This is a genomic window from Microbacterium enclense (assembly GCA_038182865.1).
GTDB lineage: Bacteria > Actinomycetota > Actinomycetes > Actinomycetales > Microbacteriaceae > Microbacterium > Microbacterium enclense_B.
On record CP116226.1, the window covers coordinates 2,146,195 to 2,166,264 of the forward strand.

The window sequence follows — 20,070 nt, forward strand, 5'->3', positions numbered from 1 at the left end:
TCCCGGGGGCCGACATCGGCACCCAGACCCCGACTTAGTGAGGTTTTCCGTGGGTTCTGTCATCAAGAAGCGCCGTAAGCGCATGGCGAAGAAGAAGCACCGCAAGCTGCTTCGCAAGACTCGTCACCAGCGCCGCAACAAGAAGTAAGCGGCCACCACACCGAGCGCCTGTCCGAAGCGACGGGCGCTTCGTGTATCGGTCACCTGGAGGAAGCATGCAGTCCATCACGATCGCCGAGTTGCGCGCCGGACGCGACCGTCCGCTCATCGACGTGCGCGAGGAGCACGAGTTCGCCGCGGGCCACGTGCCCGGCGCCGTGAACCTGCCGATGTCGACGCTGGGGGAGCACCTCGAAGAGCTTCCGGCCGAGCCGTTCGACGTCATCTGCCAGGCGGGTGGCCGCTCGGCCCGCGTCGTGGAGGCCCTCTCCGCCCGCGGACACGACGCGACCAACGTCGAGGGTGGCACCGGCGAGTGGATCGCGGCGGGCTACGACGTCGAGGCGTGACCTCGCGGCCTGACCGGTCGTCTCATCCTCCTAGGATGAAACAGTGACGACCCTCACGCTGATCGGGAAACCCGACTGTCATCTCTGCGAGGTCGCCGAACAGATCGTCGAGACGGTCGTCGCCGAACTCCCCTCCGACGTGGCCGATCGTGTCACGATCTCCCACGCCTCGATCGCCGATGACGCGGCGCTCTACGAGAAGTGGTGGGAGAAGATCCCTGTCGTCCTCGTCGACGGGGAACTGCACGCGCACTGGCGCGTGTCGGCCGACCGACTGCGCGCCACCCTCCTGGCGGCCAATCCCGAAGGAGCCTCCGCGTGAGCATCCGACACATCGTCCTCTGGAAACTCGCGGCCGACGACGCCGACACCCGTGCCCTGCACGCCGAGCAGATCGAAGAACGACTGCTCGCGCTGCGCGGAGTCATCGACGAGATCGAGCACATCGAGATCGGCCGCAACGTCGCGTATCCGCAGGCCAACTGGGATGTCGCCCTCGTGAGCGAGTTCGCGGACACCGAGGCTCTGGAGCGGTACCAAGTGCACCCCGCGCACCAGGAGGTCGCGACGTTCGTGCGGTCGGTCGTCGCCGAGCGCGCCAGCGTCGACTACCCCGCGTGATCGCAGCGCGACCGCCGCGGGCGGTCGCGCCCTGCGCGGTCGGGGGCCCATCAGCCGAGCGCGCGGATGACCGCGGGGACCGTCGCGAGAGCGATGCGGACCCGGGCATGGTCATCCAATCGCTGATCGACGGCGTGCTCGACGACCACACGGACACCGTCCGAGGTCCGCACCGTCGAGCGGCGGGCGCCGCCGAGGAACGTCGTGCCCTCGACCACGGCATCCATCCCGGCCTCGTCGGGGCCGACGAGCACCACGTTCTCGGGGCGGACGACGACCTCGCAGTGCCCGTCTCGGACGGCGTGGACGAGGGGGAGCTCCTGTCCCCACACCTCGACGATCGCTCCCTCGACGATCCCGGGGACGGCGCTCACCGGACCCAGTACCTCCGCGACGGCGGGCTCGTCGACGCGGGCGTACATCTCGTCGGGGCACCCCGCGGCGACGATGCGGCCGTGATCCATGACCACGAGCCGGTCGGCGACGGCTGCCGCCTCGCTGGAGTCGCGGGTGAACCAGAGGGTCGTGACCTCGCGTTCGCGCAGTTCGCGCACGACTCGTTCGCGCGTCGTGCTGCGGGCCGCGGTCGGCAGGGCGGCCAACGCGTCGTCGAGGACGAGTGCGCCGGACCGGGTCGCGAGTGCTCGCGCGAGAGCCCACCGCTGCCGGTCGCCCCGGGAGAGGCGGTGGACGAGCTTCTCGCCGGTGCCGAGGCCGACGAGATCGGTCAGCCGTGCGGCTTCGGAGAGCGGTTCGGGTGCGCCTGCGCGCCGGACGACAGCGGCGATCGATGCGTGGACCCGGCCGAAGCGGGCGATCGGTGTCCGATCGCTCACCCCCGGGACGCGGGGAGCCGTCGGCCCCGAACGGCCGTCGACGAGGACCGTGCCCGCATCCGCCCGTTCGGCTCCCCTCACGATGCGCAGGAGGGTCGTCGCGCCGCACCCCGACGGTCCGACGAAGGCCACGATCTGGCCGGGGTCGATGTCGAGATCGAGGTCCCGCACCACCGGCGTACCCGCTCGATCGCGACGCACGCCCCGCAGCGCGATCGCCCAGCCCTCCGGACGCGGTCCGTCTGCGGCGGGAGACGGACCCTCGGTGGTCACGGCGATCATGCGTTCACGATAGAAGGAGGCCGTGACGCGACGACCCCCGGGGAGTGAACCCCGGGGGTCGGTCGCTCGAACCTTTGCGCCGTGACGCGCGGTCGGCTCTCAGGGGGCCAGACGGGTCGGGCCGCGGAAGAGGTAGGTCACCTCGCGGATCGACGACTCACCCAGCAGCAGCATGAGAACGCGCGCGAGGCCCATACCGAAGCCACCGTGCGGGGGAGCGCCGAAGCGGAAGAAGTCCAGATAGAAATCGAGGTGCTCGGGGTCGAGCCCCTTCTCCTTCGCCTGCTCGACCAGCACGTCGACGCGGTGCTCGCGCTGTGCGCCGGTGGTGATCTCGACGCCGTTGAAGAGCAGGTCGTACGACTTCGTCAGCCCGGTCTCCTCGTCACGCATGTGGTAGAACGCGCGGATCTCGGGGTGGTAGTCGGTGATGAAGACGAACTGGTGGCCGAAGGTCTCGGCCACGTGCGCGGCGATCTGACGCTCGCCCTCGGGGTCGAGGTCGCCGTCGGTGCGGGGGATGTCGTAGCCGCGGGCGGCGACGATCTCGCGCGCCTCGGCGAGAGGGATGCGCGGGAAGGGCAACGTCGGTACCTGCACCTCGATGCCGAACAGCTCCTGGATCTCGGCGCCGTGCTTGTCGGCGACGGCCTGGAACGCCGTCTGCAGCAGCTCCTCCTGCATGCGCGCGACGTCTTCGTGCGAGTCGATCCAGCTGATCTCGGCGTCGATCGAGGTGAACTCGGTCGCGTGACGGCTCGTGAACGAGGGGTCGGCGCGGAAGGCGGGGGCGATCTCGAAGATCTTGCCGAAGCCGGCGACCTGGGCCATCTGCTTGAAGAACTGCGGGCTCTGGGCGAGGTACGCGGTCTTGTCCTCGAAGTAGGGCACCTCGAACAGCTCGGCGTTGGACTCCGACGGGGATGCCATGAGCTTCGGCGAGTGCACCTCGATGTAGTCGCGCTCGACCCAGTAGGTGCGCATCGCGTGCTCGAGCGTGGTCTGCACGCGGAAGATGAGGTTGTTGCGGCGCTGACGCAGGTCGATGAAGCGCCAGTCCATCCGCTTGTCGGGGCTGCTGTCGGCGGCGATGGGGGTCTCGGGGTTCGCCGCGGCCGCGATCACGAGCTCGCCGACCTTGATCTCGACTCCGCCCAGCTTGACCCGCTCGTCGTGCTTGAGCTCGCCGCGCACGGTGAGGAAGGTGCCGGTGGCCAGCGCGCCGATGGTCTCGGTGAGGGCGAGGGCGGCGGCATCCTGTTCCGTCTCTTCGGAAGGACGCGTCGCCGGGTTGACCAACTGCACGGCACCCGTCTCGTCACGCAGGACGACGAACTGCACCTTCTTCTGATCGCGGACGGTCTCGACCCACCCCGACACCTCGACGGGGCCGGCGGGAAGGGATTTCAACTGGCTGACCAGGACGCGTTCACTCACGAGGAGACAGTCTACGTGCGGGTGTCGTGCGGCCGCGCGTCAGCGTCCGGCGCCGGCGGAGAGCCCCGCCTTGACGTGCCGCTGCGCGGCGAGGATCACCACGAGAGCCGGGACGCTCGCGATGAGGGATGCCGCCATGGTCGCGGCCCACGTGTTCAGATTCGAGTTGCTCAGCGCGAAGATCAGCACCGAGACGGGGTACATCTCGTTGCGGTTGACCAGGGTCAGGCCGAACAGCAGATCACCCCAGCTGAAGAGGAACGCGAACACGCCCGCGGTGACGATCGCGTTGCGAGAGAGCGGGATGACGATGCGCCAGAGCGTGCCGAGCGGTCCGAGTCCGTCGACCGTCGACGCCTCGATGACCTCGACGTCGAGGCGTAGCATGAACGCTCGCATCACGATGATCGCGAACGGGACGCCCGCGGTCGCGTTGGCGAGGATGAGGCCGATGAACGTGTTCAGCAGACCCCAGGTGTTGAACATCGCGTAGAAGGAGGTCGCGAGGACGACGCTCGGGATCATCTGCGCCAGCAGCAGCAGGATGAGGGCCAGGCTCACGGCGCGCGACCGCAGGCGACTCAGGGCGTAGGCGGCGGGGATGGCGACGGCGAGGGTCACCAACACGGATCCGAGGGCCACCAGCAGAGACACCCGCAGACCGCCCAGGCCGGCGTCGTCGAGGGCGGTCTCGTATCCGCCGAGCCCGGGGGAGGTCGGGAACCAGGCGGTGTCCGCGGAGTTCGCCGTGGGTTGGAGAGAGGCCGACACCATCCAGTAGACGGGGAAGAGATAGACCGCCAGCACGACCACCGTGACGAGGGTCCAGCCCCATCCGCGTCGGCGTCGTCGTGTGCCGGACTCCCCGGAGCCGGTGGCCACGACGGGCGCGGGCGAGACGGGGGCGGAGTGCAGCGTGGTCATCGTTCGGCACGCTCCCTGCGCATCGAGAGAGCGGTGTAGACGATCGCGAAGACGATGCTGATGCCGAGCAGCAGCATGCCGTAGGCGCCCCCGAGCCCGAACTCGAACTGCTGGAACGCCTGGCGGTACGACAGCAGACCCAGCGTCACGGTGCTGTTCGCGGGACCGCCGGCCGTCAGCACGAGGACGAGGTCGACGATCAGGAGCGTGTAGACGACGCTCATGACGACCAGCACCGAGACGACCGGCCAGATGGTGGGCAGCATGATCGAGATGAGCCGGCGCCAGGGGCCTGCTCCGTCGAGCTGGGCGGCCTCGAGCTGCTCCGCGGGCACCTGCTTGAGCGCGGCACCGAGGATGGTCGCCCAGTACGGCAGGCTCGCCCAGACCGCCACGACGATGACGGCCGGCAGCGCGGTCGCGGGATTGGCGAGCCACGCCTCGGCGGGCAGGCTCAGGGCGCGCAGCACCCCGTTGATCGGTCCCTCGCCGGCCAGCAGAGACTTCCACACGGTCGCGACGACCACGGCCGGGAGCAGCCACGGCAGCAGGATCAGGGTCGGCAGCCACCGACTCCCCGGGAACCGACGGGCGAACAGCAGCGCCAGGGCGAGACCGAGCACGAGTTCGACGGACACCGACACCACGGTGATGACGACCGTGTTGACGAGCGCGCGGGTCGTGACGGGTTCGGCGAGGATCGCCTCGAAGTTCGCCAGACCGACGAAAGGCGCACGGCCGGTGATGAACGTGCCCGTGCGGAAGTCGGTGGTGCTCATGAAGACCCCGTACCCGAGCGGGAACAGGAAGAACAGGACGAAGAACACCAGTGCCGGTGCGAGGAACGCCCACAGCTCCGCGCGCGAGCGCCCGGCCAGAGACAGCCGTGGCCGGCCGGGGGACGATGCCCCCGGCCGGCCGGCCGTTCTCATGCGATCAGTGGTCACTGACCGGCGACCTGCTTCAGCGCGGCCTCGGCCGTCTCGCCGCCGACCGTCGCGGACTGGATCGCGTCGACGTACTTCTGCTGCAGCGTGTTCCACTCGGTGCCCAGCTCGGCCGAGTTGTAGGCGCCGCTGACGGCGTCTACGAACGGGGCGGCCGCGGGAACCTGCTCGACGAACGAGGCCTGAGCGCTCGTGAGGGCGGGGATGTACCCACCCTGCACCGCGGTGTCGACCTGGTTCTCCTCGGAGGCGCGGCATTTGATCAGGGCGGCCGCGGCCGCTTCCTTCTGCGCGTCGGCGTTCGCCGCGACGCCGTAGGCGTAGCCCAGCAGGTTCACGCGGGGCGACTCGCCCGCGGTGGCCGTGGGGAACGGGAAGGTGCCGTACTCGAACGGGATCGAGGTGTCGACGAGGTTCCAGGGGCCCGAGACCGTCAGCGCGGCGGCGCCGGAGGTCCACTGATCGATCGATTCCCATCCCCAGTTGACGAACTCGGACGACAGCGAGCCGTCGTCGACGAGCTTCTTGTAGAGGTCGACGGCCTCGACGGCCCCCGTGCTCGTGGGGTCGGCGGGGTCGCCACCGGCCGAGAGGAGGAACGGCAGGTAGTAGACAGGCGTGGAGCCGTCGCCGCCGATGCCCGGCAGGACGATGCCCTTCTGGTTCGCGGTGGTGAGCGACTTCGCGAGCGCGACGAGGTCGTCGAAGGTCTTCGGGGCGGTCTCGGGCACGCCGGCTGCGGCGAAGGCGGCCTTGTTGTAGAAGATCGCGTAGTCCTCGACCTGCACGGGCAGGCCGTAGAGCGTCCCGTCGTACGTGCCGAGGTCGGCGACGCTGTCGGCGAGCCCGTCGGTCGTGACGTCGTACCCGCTGAGGTCGGCGAGCACGCCCTGCGACGCCAGCTGCGGGAGCTGGGTGTCGGTGGACAGCAGCGCCACGTCGGGGAGTGCCTTCGCCCCGGCGGCCTGGAGCAGCTTCGTGGTGTAGTCACCCGACTGCGTCTGCACATCGACCGTGATGCCCAACTCGGACGCGCACGCCTCGAAGTACTTCTTCTGCAGTCCCTGGTACGGCTCGAAGTCGATGTTGTTCCAGACCGTCAGGGAGACGCCGTCGAAGCCGTCCGTCTGGGCCGGGGCGGACTGCCCGCCCGCGCAGCCGGCGAGCGTCAGCGCGCCGACGAGACCGACCGCGGGGAGAGCGAGGCGGCGTAGCCGCGACGAAGAGAGAGCCATGTGAGGTCCGTTTCCCGACCGACGCGCCGTCGTCGGTCGATGAGTGCTGTGAGGGGGACGCGGGATGCAGCCCGCGTCGCCCCTCACTCTGGTGCCTGCACATGTCGAACAGGGAACGTCGGCGTCACGCGGTGTAACACCTGCGCCCGCGGCGACCCGAGAACGGGCAGGGTGAGAGCATCCCCATCCCTGCCCGAGGAGCGCTCATGGCATCCCTTCCCGTCCCCGCAGCCGACGCGTCCCCCGCGCGTCAGCGTGTGCTCGTCGACACCGACACCGGCCTCGACGACGCCCACTCGCTCATGTATCTGCTCGCTCAGCCCGACGTCGAGATCGAGGCCATCACGACGATCTACGGCAACACGCCGGTCGAGGACTCGGCGCGCAACGTCCGCACGGTCCTCCGACTCGCGGGGCGCGAGGATATCCCCGTCCACCTCGGCGAAGCCGCGCCCCTCGAGGGGGAGGCGTCGATCGCCGACTTCGTGCACGGCACCGACGGCCTGGGCGATCGGTTCGAGCGCGCCGAACTGCGGGTCGAGGACGAGAGCGCGGTGGATGCCATCGTCCGCATCGCCGCGGAGAGCCCGGGACAGGTCGACCTGCACCCGCTCGGCCCGCTCACGAACATCGCCCGCGCCCTCGAGCGCGACCCCGACCTGTTCCTGAAGTTCCGTTCGGTCGTCATCATGGGCGGTGCCGGCGCCTATCCGCCGCCGGGCGGCGCCACCCTGACGGACGCCAACACCGCCAACGACCAGCGGGCCGCCGAGATCGTGTTCGGTGCGCGCAACACCGGCAACGTCGTCATGGTGGGCGTGAACGTCACCGCGACCGCCATCCTCGACGAGCAGGTGCTCGCGGTCCTGCGCGGCACCGGCACCCCGTGGAGCACGTTCGCGGGCGAGGTGCTCGACGCGTACAACGACTTCTACCAGTACAAGTGGGGCCGACGGATCTCGTCCGCCCACGACGGTCTGGCCACGGTCGTGCTGCACCGCCCCGACATCGTCACCGCCTGGACCGAGGGTCCCGTCGACTACACGCCGCACGGCGGGTCGCTCGCGACGCGCATCGCCCTCACGCACGACGGCCTGCCGCTGGTGTGGGGGACGCCCGACGGGCCGAACATCCGCGCGGTCACGGCGTTCGACGGTGATCTCTTCCGCCGTCTGTTCGTCCGGGCGCTCGCCGGAGGCCCCGCGCAGCGATAAGTCCCACGCACCGCTCGCGCGGTGCCGGTGTCAGTGTGCGCCGGCCCGCGCGGGGTGGTCGTCGGCGAGGCGGCTTCGGCGGTCCGTGCGCAGGCGCGAACGGAACGTGCCGTCCTTCGGGAAGCCGCCGTACAGGCCGCGCGCGGTCAATGCCGGCACGAGCAGCTCTGCGAAGTCCTTGACCGACGCCGGCGACAGGAACGGGTGCAATAGGAAGCCGTCGACCCCCGACTCCTCCACGAAGGTCCCGATCGCATCGGCCACCGCGTCGGGAGTGCCGAGGAATCGATCGTCGGCGAAGGCGGTGACTCTCGAGAACTGGCGGCGCACGTCGCCCGCGGTCAATGTCGGTGCGTCGCCTCGGGTCTCCTTCGTCTGCGTGGCGTTCGTCGCGCGCTTGACCAGCGGCTCGTCGTCCGCGTACCGCGAGAAGTCGATCCCGCCCCACCCGGCGTAGGCGGCCAGCTGCGCCTCCGGCGAGTAGTACTCCTGGAGGGAGTCGATCTTCTCCTGCACCGCGATCCCGGTCGGGGCCACGACGAGGTTCATGCCGACCACGGCGCGGATCTGCGAGGCATCCCGTCCGAGTTCCTCGGCGCGACGACGGATGCCCGCGAGCCCTGCGCGGATGGCGACGGGGTCGGAGTCGCCGACGAAGATCAGCTCGGCGTGGCGGGCGGCGAACTCGCGTCCGCGCGGAGACCAGCCGGCCTGGATGATGACCGGCGTGCGCTGCGGTGACGGCGTGCTGAGGTGGGGACCTGCCACGCGGAAGTGCTCGCCCTCGTGATCGATGCGGTGCACTTTCGCGGGGTCGGCGAACAGTCCGGACGCCCTGTCGCCGACGAAGGCGTCGTCTTCCCAGCTGCGCTCCCACAGCGCGTAGGCGACCTCGAGGAACTCGTCGGCGCGATCGTAACGCCGGTCGTGCGCCAGCACGTCGAGTCCGAAGTTCGCCGCCGCGCCGGCCAGGTACGACGTCACCACGTTCCAGCCGATGCGGCCGTCGGTGAGGTGGTCGAGGGTCGAGAACCGGCGCGCGTGCGCGAACGGGTGCTCGTAGGTGGTCGAGACGGTCGTGCCGAAGGCGAGGTTCTCCGTGACCGCGGCGAGCGCGGGGATGTGGAGCATCGGGTCGAGGGCGGGCAGCTCGACGCCCGTCTCGATCGCGGTCGCCGCCGACCCGCGGTAGGTGTCGTACATCCCCAGAACGTCGCCGAAGAAGAAGAGGTCCATGCCGGCCGCTTCGACCCGGCGTGCCTGGTCGGTCCAGTACCGCAGCGAGGTCGCCGACAGGCGGTCGTCGGCCGGGTGCCTCCACATGCTGGCCGCCGACGATCCGTTACCGACGCACGCCTGCTCGTAGAGGCCGAACAGCAGGGGGCGGGGGTCAGACATTCGCGGTGGTCCGTTCTTCTCGGGCGGGGGTGCGCCAGCGGACGGTCCCGCCGACGACGGTGAGGGATGCCTCGGCCGGGCCCGCCTCGACGAGCTCCGCCAATGCGTCTTCGGGCGCGGAGGCGGCGATCGGGAAGACGGCGAGGTCGGCGCGGGCGCCGACCTGCAGCACGCCGGTCGGGTCGGTGGCATCCAGGCCCAGGGCATGCGCTCCGCCCGCGGTGGCGGCGTGGAACAGGCGGGCGTGGAGATCGGGTTCGGCGTACCCCTGCGAACGGGCGAGGTCGTACAAGGCGGCGACGTCGTGCCAGAGCGACAGACTCGGCGACGACGACAGGGAGTCCGTCCCCACCGCGATCGCGTTGCCCTCGCGCAGGTAGGCGGCGACCGGCGGCGGGTCGAGACCGATCACCGCATTCGAGCGCGGGCAGAGGGCCACGCTCACCCCGCGCTCGCGGAGGAGGCGCCGGTCATCGGCGTCGACGTAGATGCCGTGCGCGAGGTGGGTCGTCGGAGCGAGGGCCCCGAGCGAATCGAGATACGGGATGACCCCGATCCCGACACCGTCACTGCTCAGCAGCGCGAACTCACCGCGGCCGTTCGCGCGCCACCGCTCGGCGAGATCGCCGGTGCCGCTGCGCACGTACGCGTCTTCCCAGGCCGACTCGGCGGCATGGATGTGCTGGCGCACGCCCCACTCCGCGGCCAGGCGGGAGAGGTCGCGGATCACCTCGGTGTCGAGGGAGTAGATCGCGTGCGGCGAGAGCCCCACCGCCGGGGGAGTGGGCAGAGCGCTCAGCTGCGCGCGCACGGTGTCGGGCCCGCCGAGCCGCCAGGCGCTGTCGGTCCAGCCGAGCACCTCCCAGAACGCGATGCCGTGCAGGCCCGCTGCGTGAACGGCGCTGCCGGCCTCGACGTCGGTGACGATCTCGGCGACCGCGGTGGTCCCCGCGCGCAGGCAGAGCGCCGCGCCCGCGGCCGCCGACTCGCTCCAGTCGCGCGGGAGGGGGTAGAGCTCCATGAAGGCGCTCATCCACGACTCGAAGCCCGTGTGCGTCGCCCGCCCGACCGCGGCCATATCGGTGTACTGCAGGTGCGTGTGTGCGTTGACGAGGCCGGGGGTGAGCGCGCCGTCCCATTCGTGCACCTCGGCGCCCTCGGACGTGCGCACGACCTCGTCGAATCGACCGACCGCCGCGATACGGCCGTCCTGGACGGCGACGGCTCCGTCGGCGACAGGCGGGGTGCCCGGGGAGAGCACCGCGCGGGCGCGATGGACGACGACGCTCACTCGTCGCCCTCGCTCCGGGAGGTCCATGACGCCAGGAACTCCCGCTGGGCCGCCGAGGCGGTGTCGACCGTTCCGCCGAACGAGGCGAGCGCGATCGCGGCGACCTCGTCGTCGGCAGCGCGGGGCAGCTCGTGCACTCCGGCGGCGAGCCCCGGTGTGGTCAGCAGATACTCCACCGAGGCGAGCTGCACCCCGAACGACAGGTCCATGATCTGCACCGGGTTGCCCTCCGCCGCGCTGACGTTGAGGCAGTTGCCGTCGTCGAGCACGTGGACGAGCGACCCGCTCGGCATCCGGAGCGTCGACACCGCGCCGTCACGGGCGACCTCCGTCGCGCCGGCCGTGCGGGCGGCATCCAGTGCCAGTTCTTGGGACACTCCGCCCCCGACCGCGACGATCGCGCCGGTGGGCAGGGCATCGAGGTGGGCGACGTCGACGGTGTGCCGGATGCCGGTGGCCGAGATGACGATGTCGGCCTCGGCGACGGCCCGCGAAAGGGTGCGGACGGCGAAGCCGGCGAACGCCGCCTGCAGGGCGGCGACGGGATCGGTCTCGGTCACGATCACCCGCGCCCCGAGGGCGGCGGCGTGCTCGGCGATCCCCGAGCCGACACGGCCGTACCCCACGACCACGACGGTCGCACCGTGGAGGGAGCGATCGGCCACATCGGCCACCGCGAACACGACGGACTGCCCCGTGCCGTGGCGGTTGTCGAACAGGGACTTCGAGCGTGCGTCGTTGGCGGCGACCACGGGGATCCGCAGCGCGCCCTCGGCGTTCATACGCCGCAGCGGCCTCACCCCGCTCGTGGTCTGCTCGGTCGCTCCGCGCATGCGCGCGACGACGTCGGGGCGCTCGAGATGGGCCAGCCGGATCGTCGACGCGCCGTCGTCGACGATCACCTCGGGGTGGTGGTCGAGCAGCGCGAGCGCGTTCTCGCGGTCCTCCGCGCGCCCGGCGTCTTCGCGTGCGTACACGGGCAGCCCCGCGTGGGTGAGAGCGGCCGCGACGGCATCGTCGGTGTTGCGTCCGGCAGAGGTGACCGTGACCTCGGCGCCCGCCTCGGCGAGAGCGAGGGCGACGGTGGCGGTCTTCGGCTCGAGGACGTCGGAGACGCCGATCCGCACGCCCGCCACGGTGCCGGCCGTCCGCAGTCGCTCGGCCAGCGCGAGCGTCACGGGCATATGGGCGCGCGCCCAGTCGATGCGGTCCTGTCCCGCCCGCCACAGCGAGGGGTCGGCGATACGGCCGCTCACGCGATGACCTCCTCGGCGAAGCGGTCGTCATCCCCGTCGAGAAGCCGCCACGCGATCAGGGCGTCGAGCACCCGCCGCTGGGGTGCCGTGGAAGCGGCGCCCTCGGTCGGGAGGGGAGAGGGCACCTCGACGAGGAGGGCCGGTCCCGCCGTCGTGACGAACGGGCGATGCGACGGCGAGGCGCCGTCCGTGCCCGCGATCGTGCCGCGCGGCGACGCGTCGGCGATCAGGCCGGTGAGCGACTCGAGCGACAGGATGCCGTGCCCCTCGCCCGTCAGCACGGTCAGGTGGACGGGCGTGTCGGTGCGGGAGATGTCGCGCAGAGGCCGCACGCGAAGGCCGTCGAGGTGCGCCGCGAGCGCCGCGACGGGCGCGTCCGTCACGCGGACCACCATCGCCCCGAGCGTGCGGAGGGAAGAGGTGAGCGCCGCCGAGAGCGCTCCGTCGCCGACCACCGCGACGGTCGTGCCCGCGAGCGTGAGGTTCGTGCGCGCCGACACCGCGCGCAGCACCTGCTCCGCGCGCAGCCGGGAGTACAGGATGCCGAACGCGGGCGAGGCGAGCGGATCGACGCCGTCGTCCTCGTACGCGAGATCGACGTGCCCCGCTTCGCGAAGGGCGGCACGCACAGCGGGGGGCAGGGGAGGGAGGGCACCGCCGTACGACAGGGTCTCGAGCGCGCTGCGCCACTCCCGGTGGAGGCGGAGGGAAACGGGGAGCAGCGCGTCGATCCTGTCGGGCGTGTGGGACCGGAAGGACGACACGCCTCGACGGTACGGGGAGCGAGCCCCCGCCCGCCACTTCGTGACGTTGCGCGGCGCGTCGCTCCCTAGGATGTGGGCGTGACCTTTTCGATGCCGCCGGAGTCGTTCCGGACGCTGCGGCCGGAACCTGCCGCCCGCTCGCCGCGGGTATGGGACGTCGTGCTCACGATCGTCTTCCTCGTGCTGCTGCCGCTGGCCGCGCTCGCCGCATCGTACGCGGGACTCTTCCTCGCGTTCGCGTCCGACGCGTGCGGGTCGCAGACCTGCAACACGGAGCTGATGAACATCGGTCTGTGGTCGGCGGTCATCAGTCCGTGGGGCGTGCTCCTGGTGGGCGTGGTCATCTCGATCGTGCTCCTGGTGAAGCGTCGCCTGGCGTTCTGGGTGCCGCTGTCGGCGATGGCTCTGATGTCGGCGCTGTGGTTCGTCGCAGCGGCGATCGTGAGCCTCGGGGTCTCGGCATCCTGAATCCCTCGGGGGCAACCCCCAGGAATCGCGGATGACCGGGTCGTACCCTGGGACGGGCGTCCGGACGGGCGGCTGATCACCGAGCGCGAAGGCACCCGATGACCGACACGACCCTTTCCCTTCCCTCCCTGCGGCCTACCGCGAGCGCGGGAGAGGGACAGTCCTGGCTGACCTCGCTCGCCGACTGGACCGTGTCGCTCATGGAGATCATCGGCCCCGTGGGCGCCGGGGTGGCGATCGCCCTGGAGAATCTGTTCCCGCCGCTGCCCAGCGAGGTTGTGCTGCCCATGGCCGGGCTCACGGCCAGCCGGGGGTCCTTCACCCTGTTCGAGGCGCTGCTGTGGACGACCGTCGGTTCGGTCGTCGGCGCGTTCCTGCTCTACGGCCTCGGCCGGTGGCTCGGTGCTGCCCGCCTGCGCTCCTTCGCCGACAAGATGCCGCTGCTGCACCCCGAAGACGTCGACCGCACGGTGGCGTGGTTCGAACGTCACGGCGGGAAGGCGGTGTTCTTCGGGCGCATGATCCCGATCTTCCGCAGTCTCATCTCGATCCCGGCCGGCGTCTCGAAGATGCCGATGTGGCGATTCGGTCTCCTCACCGCTGCGGGAAGCCTCATCTGGAACACGATCTTCGTGCTCTCGGGGTTCCTGCTCGGCGAGAACTGGCACATCGTCGAGGAGTACGCCTCGATCCTCCAGTACGTCGTGATCGCGGCCGTCGCGATCGGGGTGTCCTGGTTCCTGTACTCGCGCGTCCGGTCGCTGCTGGCCTCGCGGCGCGACGCCGCCGGTAGCCGCCAGGACGCCTGAGTCCCGGCATCCGGTCGGGGTATCTCCACGTCGAAGCAACCGGGACGCTCGCTCAGTCAGACCACAGAACGCGCCCGTAGACTGATCCGGTGCCCGCGGATCGCCTTCATCTCGTGCGCCACGGGGAGGTTCACAACCCCCGTCGCGTGCTCTACGGTCGGCTCCCCGGATTCGGTCTGAGTGTCGACGGGCGTCGCATGGCCCGTCAGGCCGCCGAGTACGTCCACGGGCTCGATCGCCCCGTGTCGGCGCTGATCGCCTCGCCGCTGCAGCGCACGCGAGAGTCGGCCGAGCCGTTCGTCGCGCTCTTCGGCATCGAGCCGGTGATCGACGAGCGCGTGATCGAACCGACGAACGTGTTCGAGGGGCGCCGCATGAAGCAGGCCCTCGCGAACCCCCTCAACTGGAGGCACCTGCGGCAACCCGCTGTGCCGAGCTGGGGTGAGCCCTATGCGCAGGTCGTCGCGCGTGTGACGTCCGCCATGACCGATGCGTGGGAGCGCGTGCCGTCCGGTGACGTCGTCATCGTGTCGCACCAGCTCCCGATCTGGGTGACCCACCTCGCCCTTTCCCACCAGCCCACCCGCCACGATCCCCGCAAGCGCCGCTGCGCGCTGTCGAGCGTGACGAGCTTCGAACGGCGCGAGGGCGCCGACGGCTCCGCTCGGTGGGTCGAAGTGGCCTACGCGGAACCGGCGAGCACCGCCGGAGCCGTCGACGTAGGAGCCGTGTGATGCGCCGAATCCTCTCCGCCGCCGTGGTCGCGGCCCTCGCCGTGAGCCTGGCCGCCTGTACCACCGACCCGCTCGCCGATCAGTATCGCGCGGGCGACAACAAGGGGTACATCGCCGCGAACGGGTTCCAGACACAGGAGATCGCCCCCGACCAGCGCGGTGAACCCGTCGACTTCGCGGGCACCCTCGACAACGGCTCGCCCGTGTCGAGCGCCGATTTCGTGGGCAAGGTCCTCGTCGTCAACTTCTGGTACGCCACCTGCGGCCCCTGCATCATCGAAGCGCCGCGCCTCGAGCAGGCCTACCAGTCGTTCCAGGGGCAGGACGTCGCGTTCCTCGGTATCAACACCTACGACCAGGGCCCCACCGCCCTCTCGTTCGCCCGCGACAACGGGGTGTCGTACTCCAGCGCGCTCGCGGTCAACGACGCCGAGCTCAAGCTCGCGTTCAACGACAAGACGCCCCTGAATGCCACCCCCACCACGCTCGTGCTCGACAAGCAGGGCCGCGTCGCGGCCCGCATCATCGGGGAACTGCCCGAGGCGTCGATCCTCGAGGCGATGGTGCGCACCGTGGTCGCGGAGAACGCGTGAATCCGGGCGCCCTCGTCTTCGACGGGGCTCTGTGGCTCGCGCTCCCCGTCGCGCTCGCGGCCGGCCTCATCTCGTTCCTCTCGCCCTGCGTGCTGCCGCTCGTCCCCGGGTACCTCGGCTTCATCGGCGGTGCCGTCGCTCCGCGGGGGAGCTCGGCATCCGGCCCGGGTCGTGGACGCCTGCTGGGCGGGACGCTGTTGTTCATCGCGGGCTTCACCGTCGTCTTCATGGCGCTGAACGTGCTCGGCGGCGCCGCCGGGGCGTTCTTCACCCGCTACGCCGATGTCATCACGCGCGTCGTCGGTGTCGTCATCATCCTCATGGGGCTGGTGTTCATCGGCCTCTTCGGCATCGCGCAGCGCTCGGTGCGCATGCAGGCACGCGGAAACCTCGGCCTCATCGGAGCGCCGCTGCTCGGTATCGCCCTCGGCATCGGCTGGACGCCCTGCATCGGCCCGACGCTGACCGCGATCATCTCGGTGTCGTACATCGTCGGCGACCCCTGGCGCGCGGCCCTGCTCGGGCTGGCCTATTCGCTGGGGCTCGGCATCCCGTTCCTGCTCCTCGCGGTCGGCTTCGGCTGGGCGACGAAGTCGGTGGCCTTCATCCGCCGGCACATCCGCGTCGTGAACCTCATCGGCGGGGTCCTGCTCATCGTGCTCGGCCTGCTCATGGTCATCGGCGTGTGGGGCACCTGGATGTCGACCCTGCAGGGGGTGATGCTCAATGTCCAGCTCCCGCTCTGATCGAGGTGGCACCGTGACCGAGCCGACCGACGGCGTCCTCCGTCCGTCCGATCACGCCGATTCCGCACCGTCCGGCGACGGCAGCGACGACATCACCCAGCCGCGCCTGGGTGTCGTCGGCTGGATGCGCTGGGGCTGGCGGCAGCTCACCAGCATGCGCACCGCGCTCGTGCTGCTGCTGCTGCTCGCGATCGCCGCCGTCCCCGGCTCGATCGTGCCGCAACGCAGCGCCGACCCCAACGGCGTCACGCAGTACTTCACCGACAACCCCGACCTCGCGCCGGTGCTCGACAAGCTGAGCATGTTCGACGTGTACACGTCGCCGTGGTTCTCGGCGATCTACATCCTGCTGTTCGTCTCGCTCATCGGGTGCGTGCTCCCGCGCACGAAGCACCACTGGAAGGCGCTGCGCTCGCAGCCCCCGCGCACGCCCGCGCGCCTCGGTCGTCTGGACGACCACCGCGACGTGACCGTGACGGTGCCGGAGGGCCAGGATGCCGCGGCCGTCGCCGCCGCAGCCGTCGACAGTGCCGCCGCGCAGCTGCGCAAGAGCGGCTACCGCGTCGCGCGGTACGACGGGCGGGGCACGTTCTCGGTCTCTGCCGAGCGCGGCTACCTGCGCGAGACCGGCAACCTCGTCTTCCACGCGGCGCTCGTGGGCGTGCTGTTGGCCGTCGGCATCGGCGGCGGCTTCACCTACACCGGGCAGCGCGTGCTCGTGGAGGGACAGGCGTTCGCGAACAGCCTGCTCGACTACTCCTCGTTCAACCCTGGGCGCTTCGTCAGCGGTGACACCCTCACGCCCTACTCGATGACGCTCGACCAGTTCGACGTGAACTACGTCGCGCCCGGCCAGCCCGGTTCGGGGCAGGCGGGCGACTTCGTCGCGCACATGACGACCCAGGCTCCGGGTGGGGACCCCCAGAACGGCGAGATCCGTGTCAACCATCCCCTCGACGTGCAGGGCGATCGCATCTACCTGCTCGGCAACGGATACGCCCCGACCGTGACGATCCGTAACGCCCAGGGCGACGAGGTGTTCCACGACTCGGTGGCGTTCCTGCCCCAGGATGCCAACATGACCTCGCTCGGCGTCATCAAGGTCGCGGACGGGCTCCCGGAGCAACTCGGTCTCGTCGGCTTCTTCTACCCGACCATGGACGTGCTGGCCTCGGGTGCGCTGACCTCGACCTACGGTGCGCTCGAGTACCCGGTGCTCACGCTCCGCGTCTACGCCGGAGACCTCGGGATCGACGACGGCACGCCCCGCTCGGTCTATACGCTCGACCCGACCGGCATGGAGCAGCTCGCCGGTGGCGACAGCGGTACCCCGGCGATCCAGCTCATGCCCGGCGAGACGCAAGACCTGCCGAACGGACTCGGCACGATCACCTTCGACAACGCCGCCCCCGCCGGCGCGTCCGGGTACGACGGTTCGGTGAAACGCTTCGCCTCGCTCTCGATCCACCGTGACCTCGCAGGGCCCTGGGTGCTCGCCTTCGCCCTGCTCGCCCTCTTCGGCCTGCTCGCCGCGCTGTTCGTGCCGCGCCGCCGCATGTGGGTCAAGGCGACGCTGCGCGGCGGGGCGGTGCACGTGGAGTACGCGGGCCTGGCCCGCGGCGAAGACCCGACGCTCGCCGCCGCCGTCGAGCAGATGGTCGAGAAGCACCGGGCGACGCTTCCGGGTGAGGTCGCCCCGGCGGCCGAGGCTCCTGCTGCTGCGGCTCCGCGCGCGGGGACCAGCGTCGACGACGCCCCGGAATCCGACCCCACCGACCCGTCCCGTCCCGATACCGGAAAAGTAGACTGACACCATGCCCGGACCGAACTCGCTCTTCCTCGACGAGATCTCCCTTCTCCTGGTGTGGACGGCGGTCGGCGTCTATGTGCTGGCGTTCATCGCCTACGCCATCGACCTCGCCCGTCGCTCCGACCTCGCCGTCAAGGCGAAGGACCAGGTCGTCGCCCGTGAGCTCGTGACCGCGGGCGGGGGAGGCGTCATCGACTCCTCGGCTCAGGGTGTGGCATCCGGTCCCTCGTTCACCGCGAAGCCCCGGTACCTCTGGGCCCGCATGGGGACGGCGCTGACGGCGCTCGCCTTCCTCTTCCACCTCGCCGCGACCGTGCTGCGCGGGTTCGCTGCGGGCCGTGTGCCGTGGTCGAACATGTACGAGTTCGCGCTCACCGGGCTGCTGCTCATCGTGTTGGTCTACCTCGCCTCGCTGACGCGGTACGACCTGCGCTTCCTCGGCTCGTTCATCACGGGCCTGGCGATCGTGCTGCTGGGAGGCGCGACCCTGGCGTACCACGTCGAGGTGGTGCCGCTGGCCGACCCGTTGAAGTCGGTGTGGCTCGTCATCCACGTCTTCGTCGCGATCCTCGCGACCTCGCTGTTCGCGCTCGCTTTCGGGCTGTCGGTCGTGCAGCTGCTGCAGACCCGCCGTGAGCGCAAGCTGGTCGACGCGCCGGCGGACGCCGCGGGCCGCCGCAGCTTCTTGCGGACCCTGCCCTCGGCCGACGCCCTGGAGTCTCTCGCGTACCGCTTCGCGATCGTCGGGTTCATCTTCTGGACGTTCACGCTGATCGCCGGTGCCATCTGGGCCAATGACGCGTGGGGCCGCTTCTGGGGCTTCGACACCAAAGAGGTCTGGACGTTCGTCATCTGGGTGCTCTACGCCGGCTACATCCACGCCCGCGCGACCCGTGGCTGGCGCGGCACCCGCTCGGCGTGGCTGTCGATCATCGGCTTCACCGCCGTGCTGTTCAACTTCACGATCGTCAACGTCTTCTTCAAGGGCCTGCACGCCTACAGCGGCCTGACGCAGTAGGGGGCGGCCCGCGCGTGCGGGCGGGGCGCGCGTGCGCGCCGGCCCGCTCGTGTGCGCCGGCCCGCGCGTGCGCGCCGGGCGCGCGCGTCGCGCTGACCTCGCCCCGTGCCCCGGCCGCTTGCGGTCCCACGATCGGTTGAGTGTCCAAAACACCCGGACGATCTGAAAATCGCTCCGGGTGTCTTGGACACTCAACCGGGGTCAGGGCCGCCACCCTCGCGAACGGAGCGCCGCGACCGTCGGGGCAACGATGAAGCGGTCGGGGTCACGAAGGTGATGGTCGACGATGCGAACGAGGAGCCAGCCTTGGGCGGTGATGGCCGGCCACCGGTCGGCATCCCGTCGGAACTGATGAACGTCCGCGTGCTGTCGGCCGTCGTACTCGACCGCGACGCGATGATGCTCGTAAGCCATGTCGAGGCGGGCGATGAACACCCCACGGGTATCGCGGAGAGTCCAATTGAGTTCGGGTTCGGGGAGACCGGCGCGCACGAGAATCCGTCGCACTTTGGACTCGCGTGGCGACTCCGCACCGGGACGAACGGATGCCAGCGCCGGGGCGAGGTCGATGGCCCCTCGGCGCCGGAGGCGCGTGCACGCATCGCCCAGGTCGTCGCGGTCGGCGAGGCCGTGGGTGAGGATGTGATCGCCTATCGCGACAAGGTCGTCCTCCGACATGGTTGCGGCGAGCTGCGCCCACGTCTCTGCAGCCGTGGTGACAGGCAGACCACGACGTAGCGTCAAACATGCGGTCGACATTCTGAGCCGGTGACCGATGACGCCGACCGTGCGAGGTTCACGCGCCGGAGCGATCGCCGACACATGAAGTCCCGCCGGGTGCGCGGTGGGCAGCGGCAGTTCCCAGAGCGCTGCGGCGGTCTCGTGGCTGAAGAACTGGGCCGGTCTCAGCCGCGGCGCGTAGGCATCACACCTCTCTCGCACCGACCGCATGTCGGCGGACCTGCTGCGGACGCCGTGGAATGGTGCGGAGAGATCGCGGGCGAGCAGCCGGTCGCGACGAACATCGAGTCGTCTGGCCTCCTGGACGGTGAAGGCGGCACCCAACTCAGCGGGGAGGGGACGTCGAAGCATGCGGCTACTTCATCGCATCCATCCGGCCCGTCGTGGTCGGTGAGACGCTGCCGGTGAATGATTCGCCGACACGACGACCGGTGGAG

General features: G+C 70.4%; 22 protein-coding genes. 12 read left to right on the forward strand and 10 right to left on the reverse strand.

Going from position 1 to position 20,070, the window contains the following annotated elements; genetic code table 11:
• Positions 1-49: 49 nt before the first annotated feature.
• The 4 genes from PIR02_09985 to PIR02_10000 all read left to right on the forward strand — a co-directional run bounded on the left by PIR02_09985 (position 50) and on the right by PIR02_10000 (position 1,130).
• On the forward strand, positions 50-148 hold the full coding sequence (locus tag PIR02_09985) for an AURKAIP1/COX24 domain-containing protein (GenBank protein WZH35111.1): 99 nt from the start codon (positions 50-52) through the stop codon (positions 146-148).
• Positions 149-215: 67 nt separating this feature from the next.
• A complete protein-coding gene (locus PIR02_09990; GenBank protein WZH35112.1) occupies positions 216-509 on the forward strand; it encodes a rhodanese-like domain-containing protein in 294 nt (97 codons plus the stop codon).
• 43 nt (positions 510-552) lie between these two features.
• Entirely contained in the window at positions 553-831 is a 279-nt protein-coding gene (locus PIR02_09995; GenBank protein WZH35113.1) for a glutaredoxin family protein, read from the forward strand.
• Positions 828-1,130 (forward strand): Dabb family protein, encoded by a 303-nt coding sequence (locus tag PIR02_10000; GenBank protein WZH35114.1) that lies wholly within the window; start codon positions 828-830, stop codon positions 1,128-1,130. Before PIR02_09995 ends, PIR02_10000 begins: the two co-directional genes overlap by 4 nt.
• 50 nt (positions 1,131-1,180) lie before the next feature.
• On the opposite strand, the gene PIR02_10005 is transcribed toward PIR02_10000, so the two are convergent.
• From PIR02_10005 to PIR02_10025, 5 genes are all read right to left on the reverse strand, one after another.
• Entirely contained in the window at positions 1,181-2,248 is a 1,068-nt protein-coding gene (locus PIR02_10005; protein WZH35115.1) for an ABC transporter ATP-binding protein, read from the reverse strand.
• A gap of 99 nt (positions 2,249-2,347) precedes the next feature.
• On the reverse strand, positions 2,348-3,685 hold the full coding sequence (gene aspS, locus PIR02_10010; protein WZH35116.1) for an aspartate--tRNA(Asn) ligase: 1,338 nt from the start codon (positions 3,683-3,685) through the stop codon (positions 2,348-2,350).
• Between the two features lie 39 nt (positions 3,686-3,724).
• Positions 3,725-4,609: a carbohydrate ABC transporter permease gene (locus tag PIR02_10015; protein WZH35117.1), complete on the reverse strand. Its 885-nt coding sequence runs from the start codon at positions 4,607-4,609 to the stop codon at positions 3,725-3,727.
• The gene (locus PIR02_10020; protein WZH35118.1) at positions 4,606-5,541 is read right to left on the reverse strand and encodes a sugar ABC transporter permease; all 936 of its coding nucleotides are present in this window, start codon (positions 5,539-5,541) and stop codon (positions 4,606-4,608) included. The genes PIR02_10015 and PIR02_10020 overlap by 4 nt, the downstream gene beginning before the upstream one ends.
• An 11-nt stretch (positions 5,542-5,552) precedes the next feature.
• Positions 5,553-6,791 (reverse strand): extracellular solute-binding protein, encoded by a 1,239-nt coding sequence (locus PIR02_10025; GenBank protein ID WZH35119.1) that lies wholly within the window; start codon positions 6,789-6,791, stop codon positions 5,553-5,555.
• Positions 6,792-6,997: 206 nt separating this feature from the next.
• On the opposite strand from PIR02_10025, the gene PIR02_10030 reads away from it, so the two are divergent.
• Positions 6,998-8,005: a nucleoside hydrolase gene (locus PIR02_10030; protein WZH35120.1), complete on the forward strand. Its 1,008-nt coding sequence runs from the start codon at positions 6,998-7,000 to the stop codon at positions 8,003-8,005.
• A 30-nt stretch (positions 8,006-8,035) separates the two neighbouring features.
• Here the strand turns inward: PIR02_10030 and PIR02_10035 are convergent, their stop codons facing one another.
• From PIR02_10035 to PIR02_10050, 4 genes are read right to left on the reverse strand one after another with little or no spacing between them, the layout of a single operon-like run.
• Positions 8,036-9,403, reverse strand: coding sequence for an NtaA/DmoA family FMN-dependent monooxygenase (locus PIR02_10035; GenBank protein ID WZH35121.1), 1,368 nt, complete (start codon positions 9,401-9,403; stop codon positions 8,036-8,038).
• Positions 9,396-10,694 (reverse strand): amidohydrolase family protein, encoded by a 1,299-nt coding sequence (locus PIR02_10040; protein ID WZH35122.1) that lies wholly within the window; start codon positions 10,692-10,694, stop codon positions 9,396-9,398. Before PIR02_10040 ends, PIR02_10035 begins: the two co-directional genes overlap by 8 nt.
• Positions 10,691-11,950, reverse strand: a complete 1,260-nt coding sequence (locus tag PIR02_10045; protein ID WZH35123.1) for an adenosylhomocysteinase — start codon at positions 11,948-11,950, stop codon at positions 10,691-10,693. The genes PIR02_10040 and PIR02_10045 overlap by 4 nt, the downstream gene beginning before the upstream one ends.
• Entirely contained in the window at positions 11,947-12,714 is a 768-nt protein-coding gene (locus PIR02_10050) for a hypothetical protein (GenBank protein ID WZH35124.1), read from the reverse strand. The genes PIR02_10045 and PIR02_10050 overlap by 4 nt, the downstream gene beginning before the upstream one ends.
• A gap of 78 nt (positions 12,715-12,792) precedes the next feature.
• Between PIR02_10050 and PIR02_10055 the strand changes: the two genes are divergently transcribed.
• The 7 genes from PIR02_10055 to ccsB all read left to right on the forward strand — a co-directional run bounded on the left by PIR02_10055 (position 12,793) and on the right by ccsB (position 18,892).
• Positions 12,793-13,182, forward strand: coding sequence for a DUF6264 family protein (locus PIR02_10055; protein WZH35125.1), 390 nt, complete (start codon positions 12,793-12,795; stop codon positions 13,180-13,182).
• A 98-nt stretch (positions 13,183-13,280) separates the two neighbouring features.
• Positions 13,281-13,991 carry a DedA family protein gene (locus PIR02_10060; GenBank protein ID WZH35126.1) on the forward strand — a complete coding sequence of 237 codons (711 nt, stop codon included), beginning with the start codon at positions 13,281-13,283 and terminating at the stop codon, positions 13,989-13,991.
• 89 nt (positions 13,992-14,080) lie between these two features.
• On the forward strand, positions 14,081-14,725 hold the full coding sequence (locus PIR02_10065) for a histidine phosphatase family protein (protein ID WZH35127.1): 645 nt from the start codon (positions 14,081-14,083) through the stop codon (positions 14,723-14,725).
• Positions 14,725-15,318, forward strand: coding sequence for a TlpA disulfide reductase family protein (locus PIR02_10070; protein ID WZH35128.1), 594 nt, complete (start codon positions 14,725-14,727; stop codon positions 15,316-15,318). Before PIR02_10065 ends, PIR02_10070 begins: the two co-directional genes overlap by 1 nt.
• Entirely contained in the window at positions 15,315-16,064 is a 750-nt protein-coding gene (locus PIR02_10075) for a cytochrome c biogenesis protein CcdA (GenBank protein WZH35129.1), read from the forward strand. The genes PIR02_10070 and PIR02_10075 overlap by 4 nt, the downstream gene beginning before the upstream one ends.
• Complete coding sequence (locus tag PIR02_10080) at positions 16,045-17,874, forward strand: cytochrome c biogenesis protein ResB (protein ID WZH35130.1); 1,830 nt, start codon at positions 16,045-16,047, stop codon at positions 17,872-17,874. Before PIR02_10075 ends, PIR02_10080 begins: the two co-directional genes overlap by 20 nt.
• 4 nt (positions 17,875-17,878) lie before the next feature.
• Complete coding sequence (ccsB, locus tag PIR02_10085; GenBank protein WZH35131.1) at positions 17,879-18,892, forward strand: c-type cytochrome biogenesis protein CcsB; 1,014 nt, start codon at positions 17,879-17,881, stop codon at positions 18,890-18,892.
• Positions 18,893-19,093: 201 nt separating this feature from the next.
• Here the strand turns inward: ccsB and PIR02_10090 are convergent, their stop codons facing one another.
• The gene (locus PIR02_10090; GenBank protein ID WZH35132.1) at positions 19,094-19,984 is read right to left on the reverse strand and encodes a DUF559 domain-containing protein; all 891 of its coding nucleotides are present in this window, start codon (positions 19,982-19,984) and stop codon (positions 19,094-19,096) included.
• Positions 19,985-20,070 lie beyond the last annotated feature (86 nt).

Excerpts from the sequence above, each read along its gene's own strand:
- PIR02_10080 (WZH35130.1), top strand. The coding sequence starts at position 16,045 with ATGTCCAGCTCCCGCTCTGATCGAGGTGGCACCGTGACCGAGCCGACC.
- PIR02_10025 (WZH35119.1), bottom strand. The coding sequence starts at position 6,791 with ATGGCTCTCTCTTCGTCGCGGCTACGCCGCCTCGCTCTCCCCGCGGTC.
- PIR02_10005 (WZH35115.1), bottom strand. The coding sequence starts at position 2,248 with ATGATCGCCGTGACCACCGAGGGTCCGTCTCCCGCCGCAGACGGACCG.
- PIR02_10060 (WZH35126.1), top strand. The coding sequence starts at position 13,281 with ATGACCGACACGACCCTTTCCCTTCCCTCCCTGCGGCCTACCGCGAGC.
- PIR02_10090 (WZH35132.1), bottom strand. The coding sequence starts at position 19,984 with ATGCTTCGACGTCCCCTCCCCGCTGAGTTGGGTGCCGCCTTCACCGTC.
- PIR02_10070 (WZH35128.1), top strand. The coding sequence starts at position 14,725 with ATGCGCCGAATCCTCTCCGCCGCCGTGGTCGCGGCCCTCGCCGTGAGC.
- PIR02_10035 (WZH35121.1), bottom strand. The coding sequence starts at position 9,403 with ATGTCTGACCCCCGCCCCCTGCTGTTCGGCCTCTACGAGCAGGCGTGC.
- PIR02_09990 (WZH35112.1), top strand. The coding sequence starts at position 216 with ATGCAGTCCATCACGATCGCCGAGTTGCGCGCCGGACGCGACCGTCCG.
- PIR02_10020 (WZH35118.1), bottom strand. The coding sequence starts at position 5,541 with ATGAGAACGGCCGGCCGGCCGGGGGCATCGTCCCCCGGCCGGCCACGG.
- PIR02_10030 (WZH35120.1), top strand. The coding sequence starts at position 6,998 with ATGGCATCCCTTCCCGTCCCCGCAGCCGACGCGTCCCCCGCGCGTCAG.
- PIR02_10015 (WZH35117.1), bottom strand. The coding sequence starts at position 4,609 with ATGACCACGCTGCACTCCGCCCCCGTCTCGCCCGCGCCCGTCGTGGCC.
- ccsB (WZH35131.1), top strand. The coding sequence starts at position 17,879 with ATGCCCGGACCGAACTCGCTCTTCCTCGACGAGATCTCCCTTCTCCTG.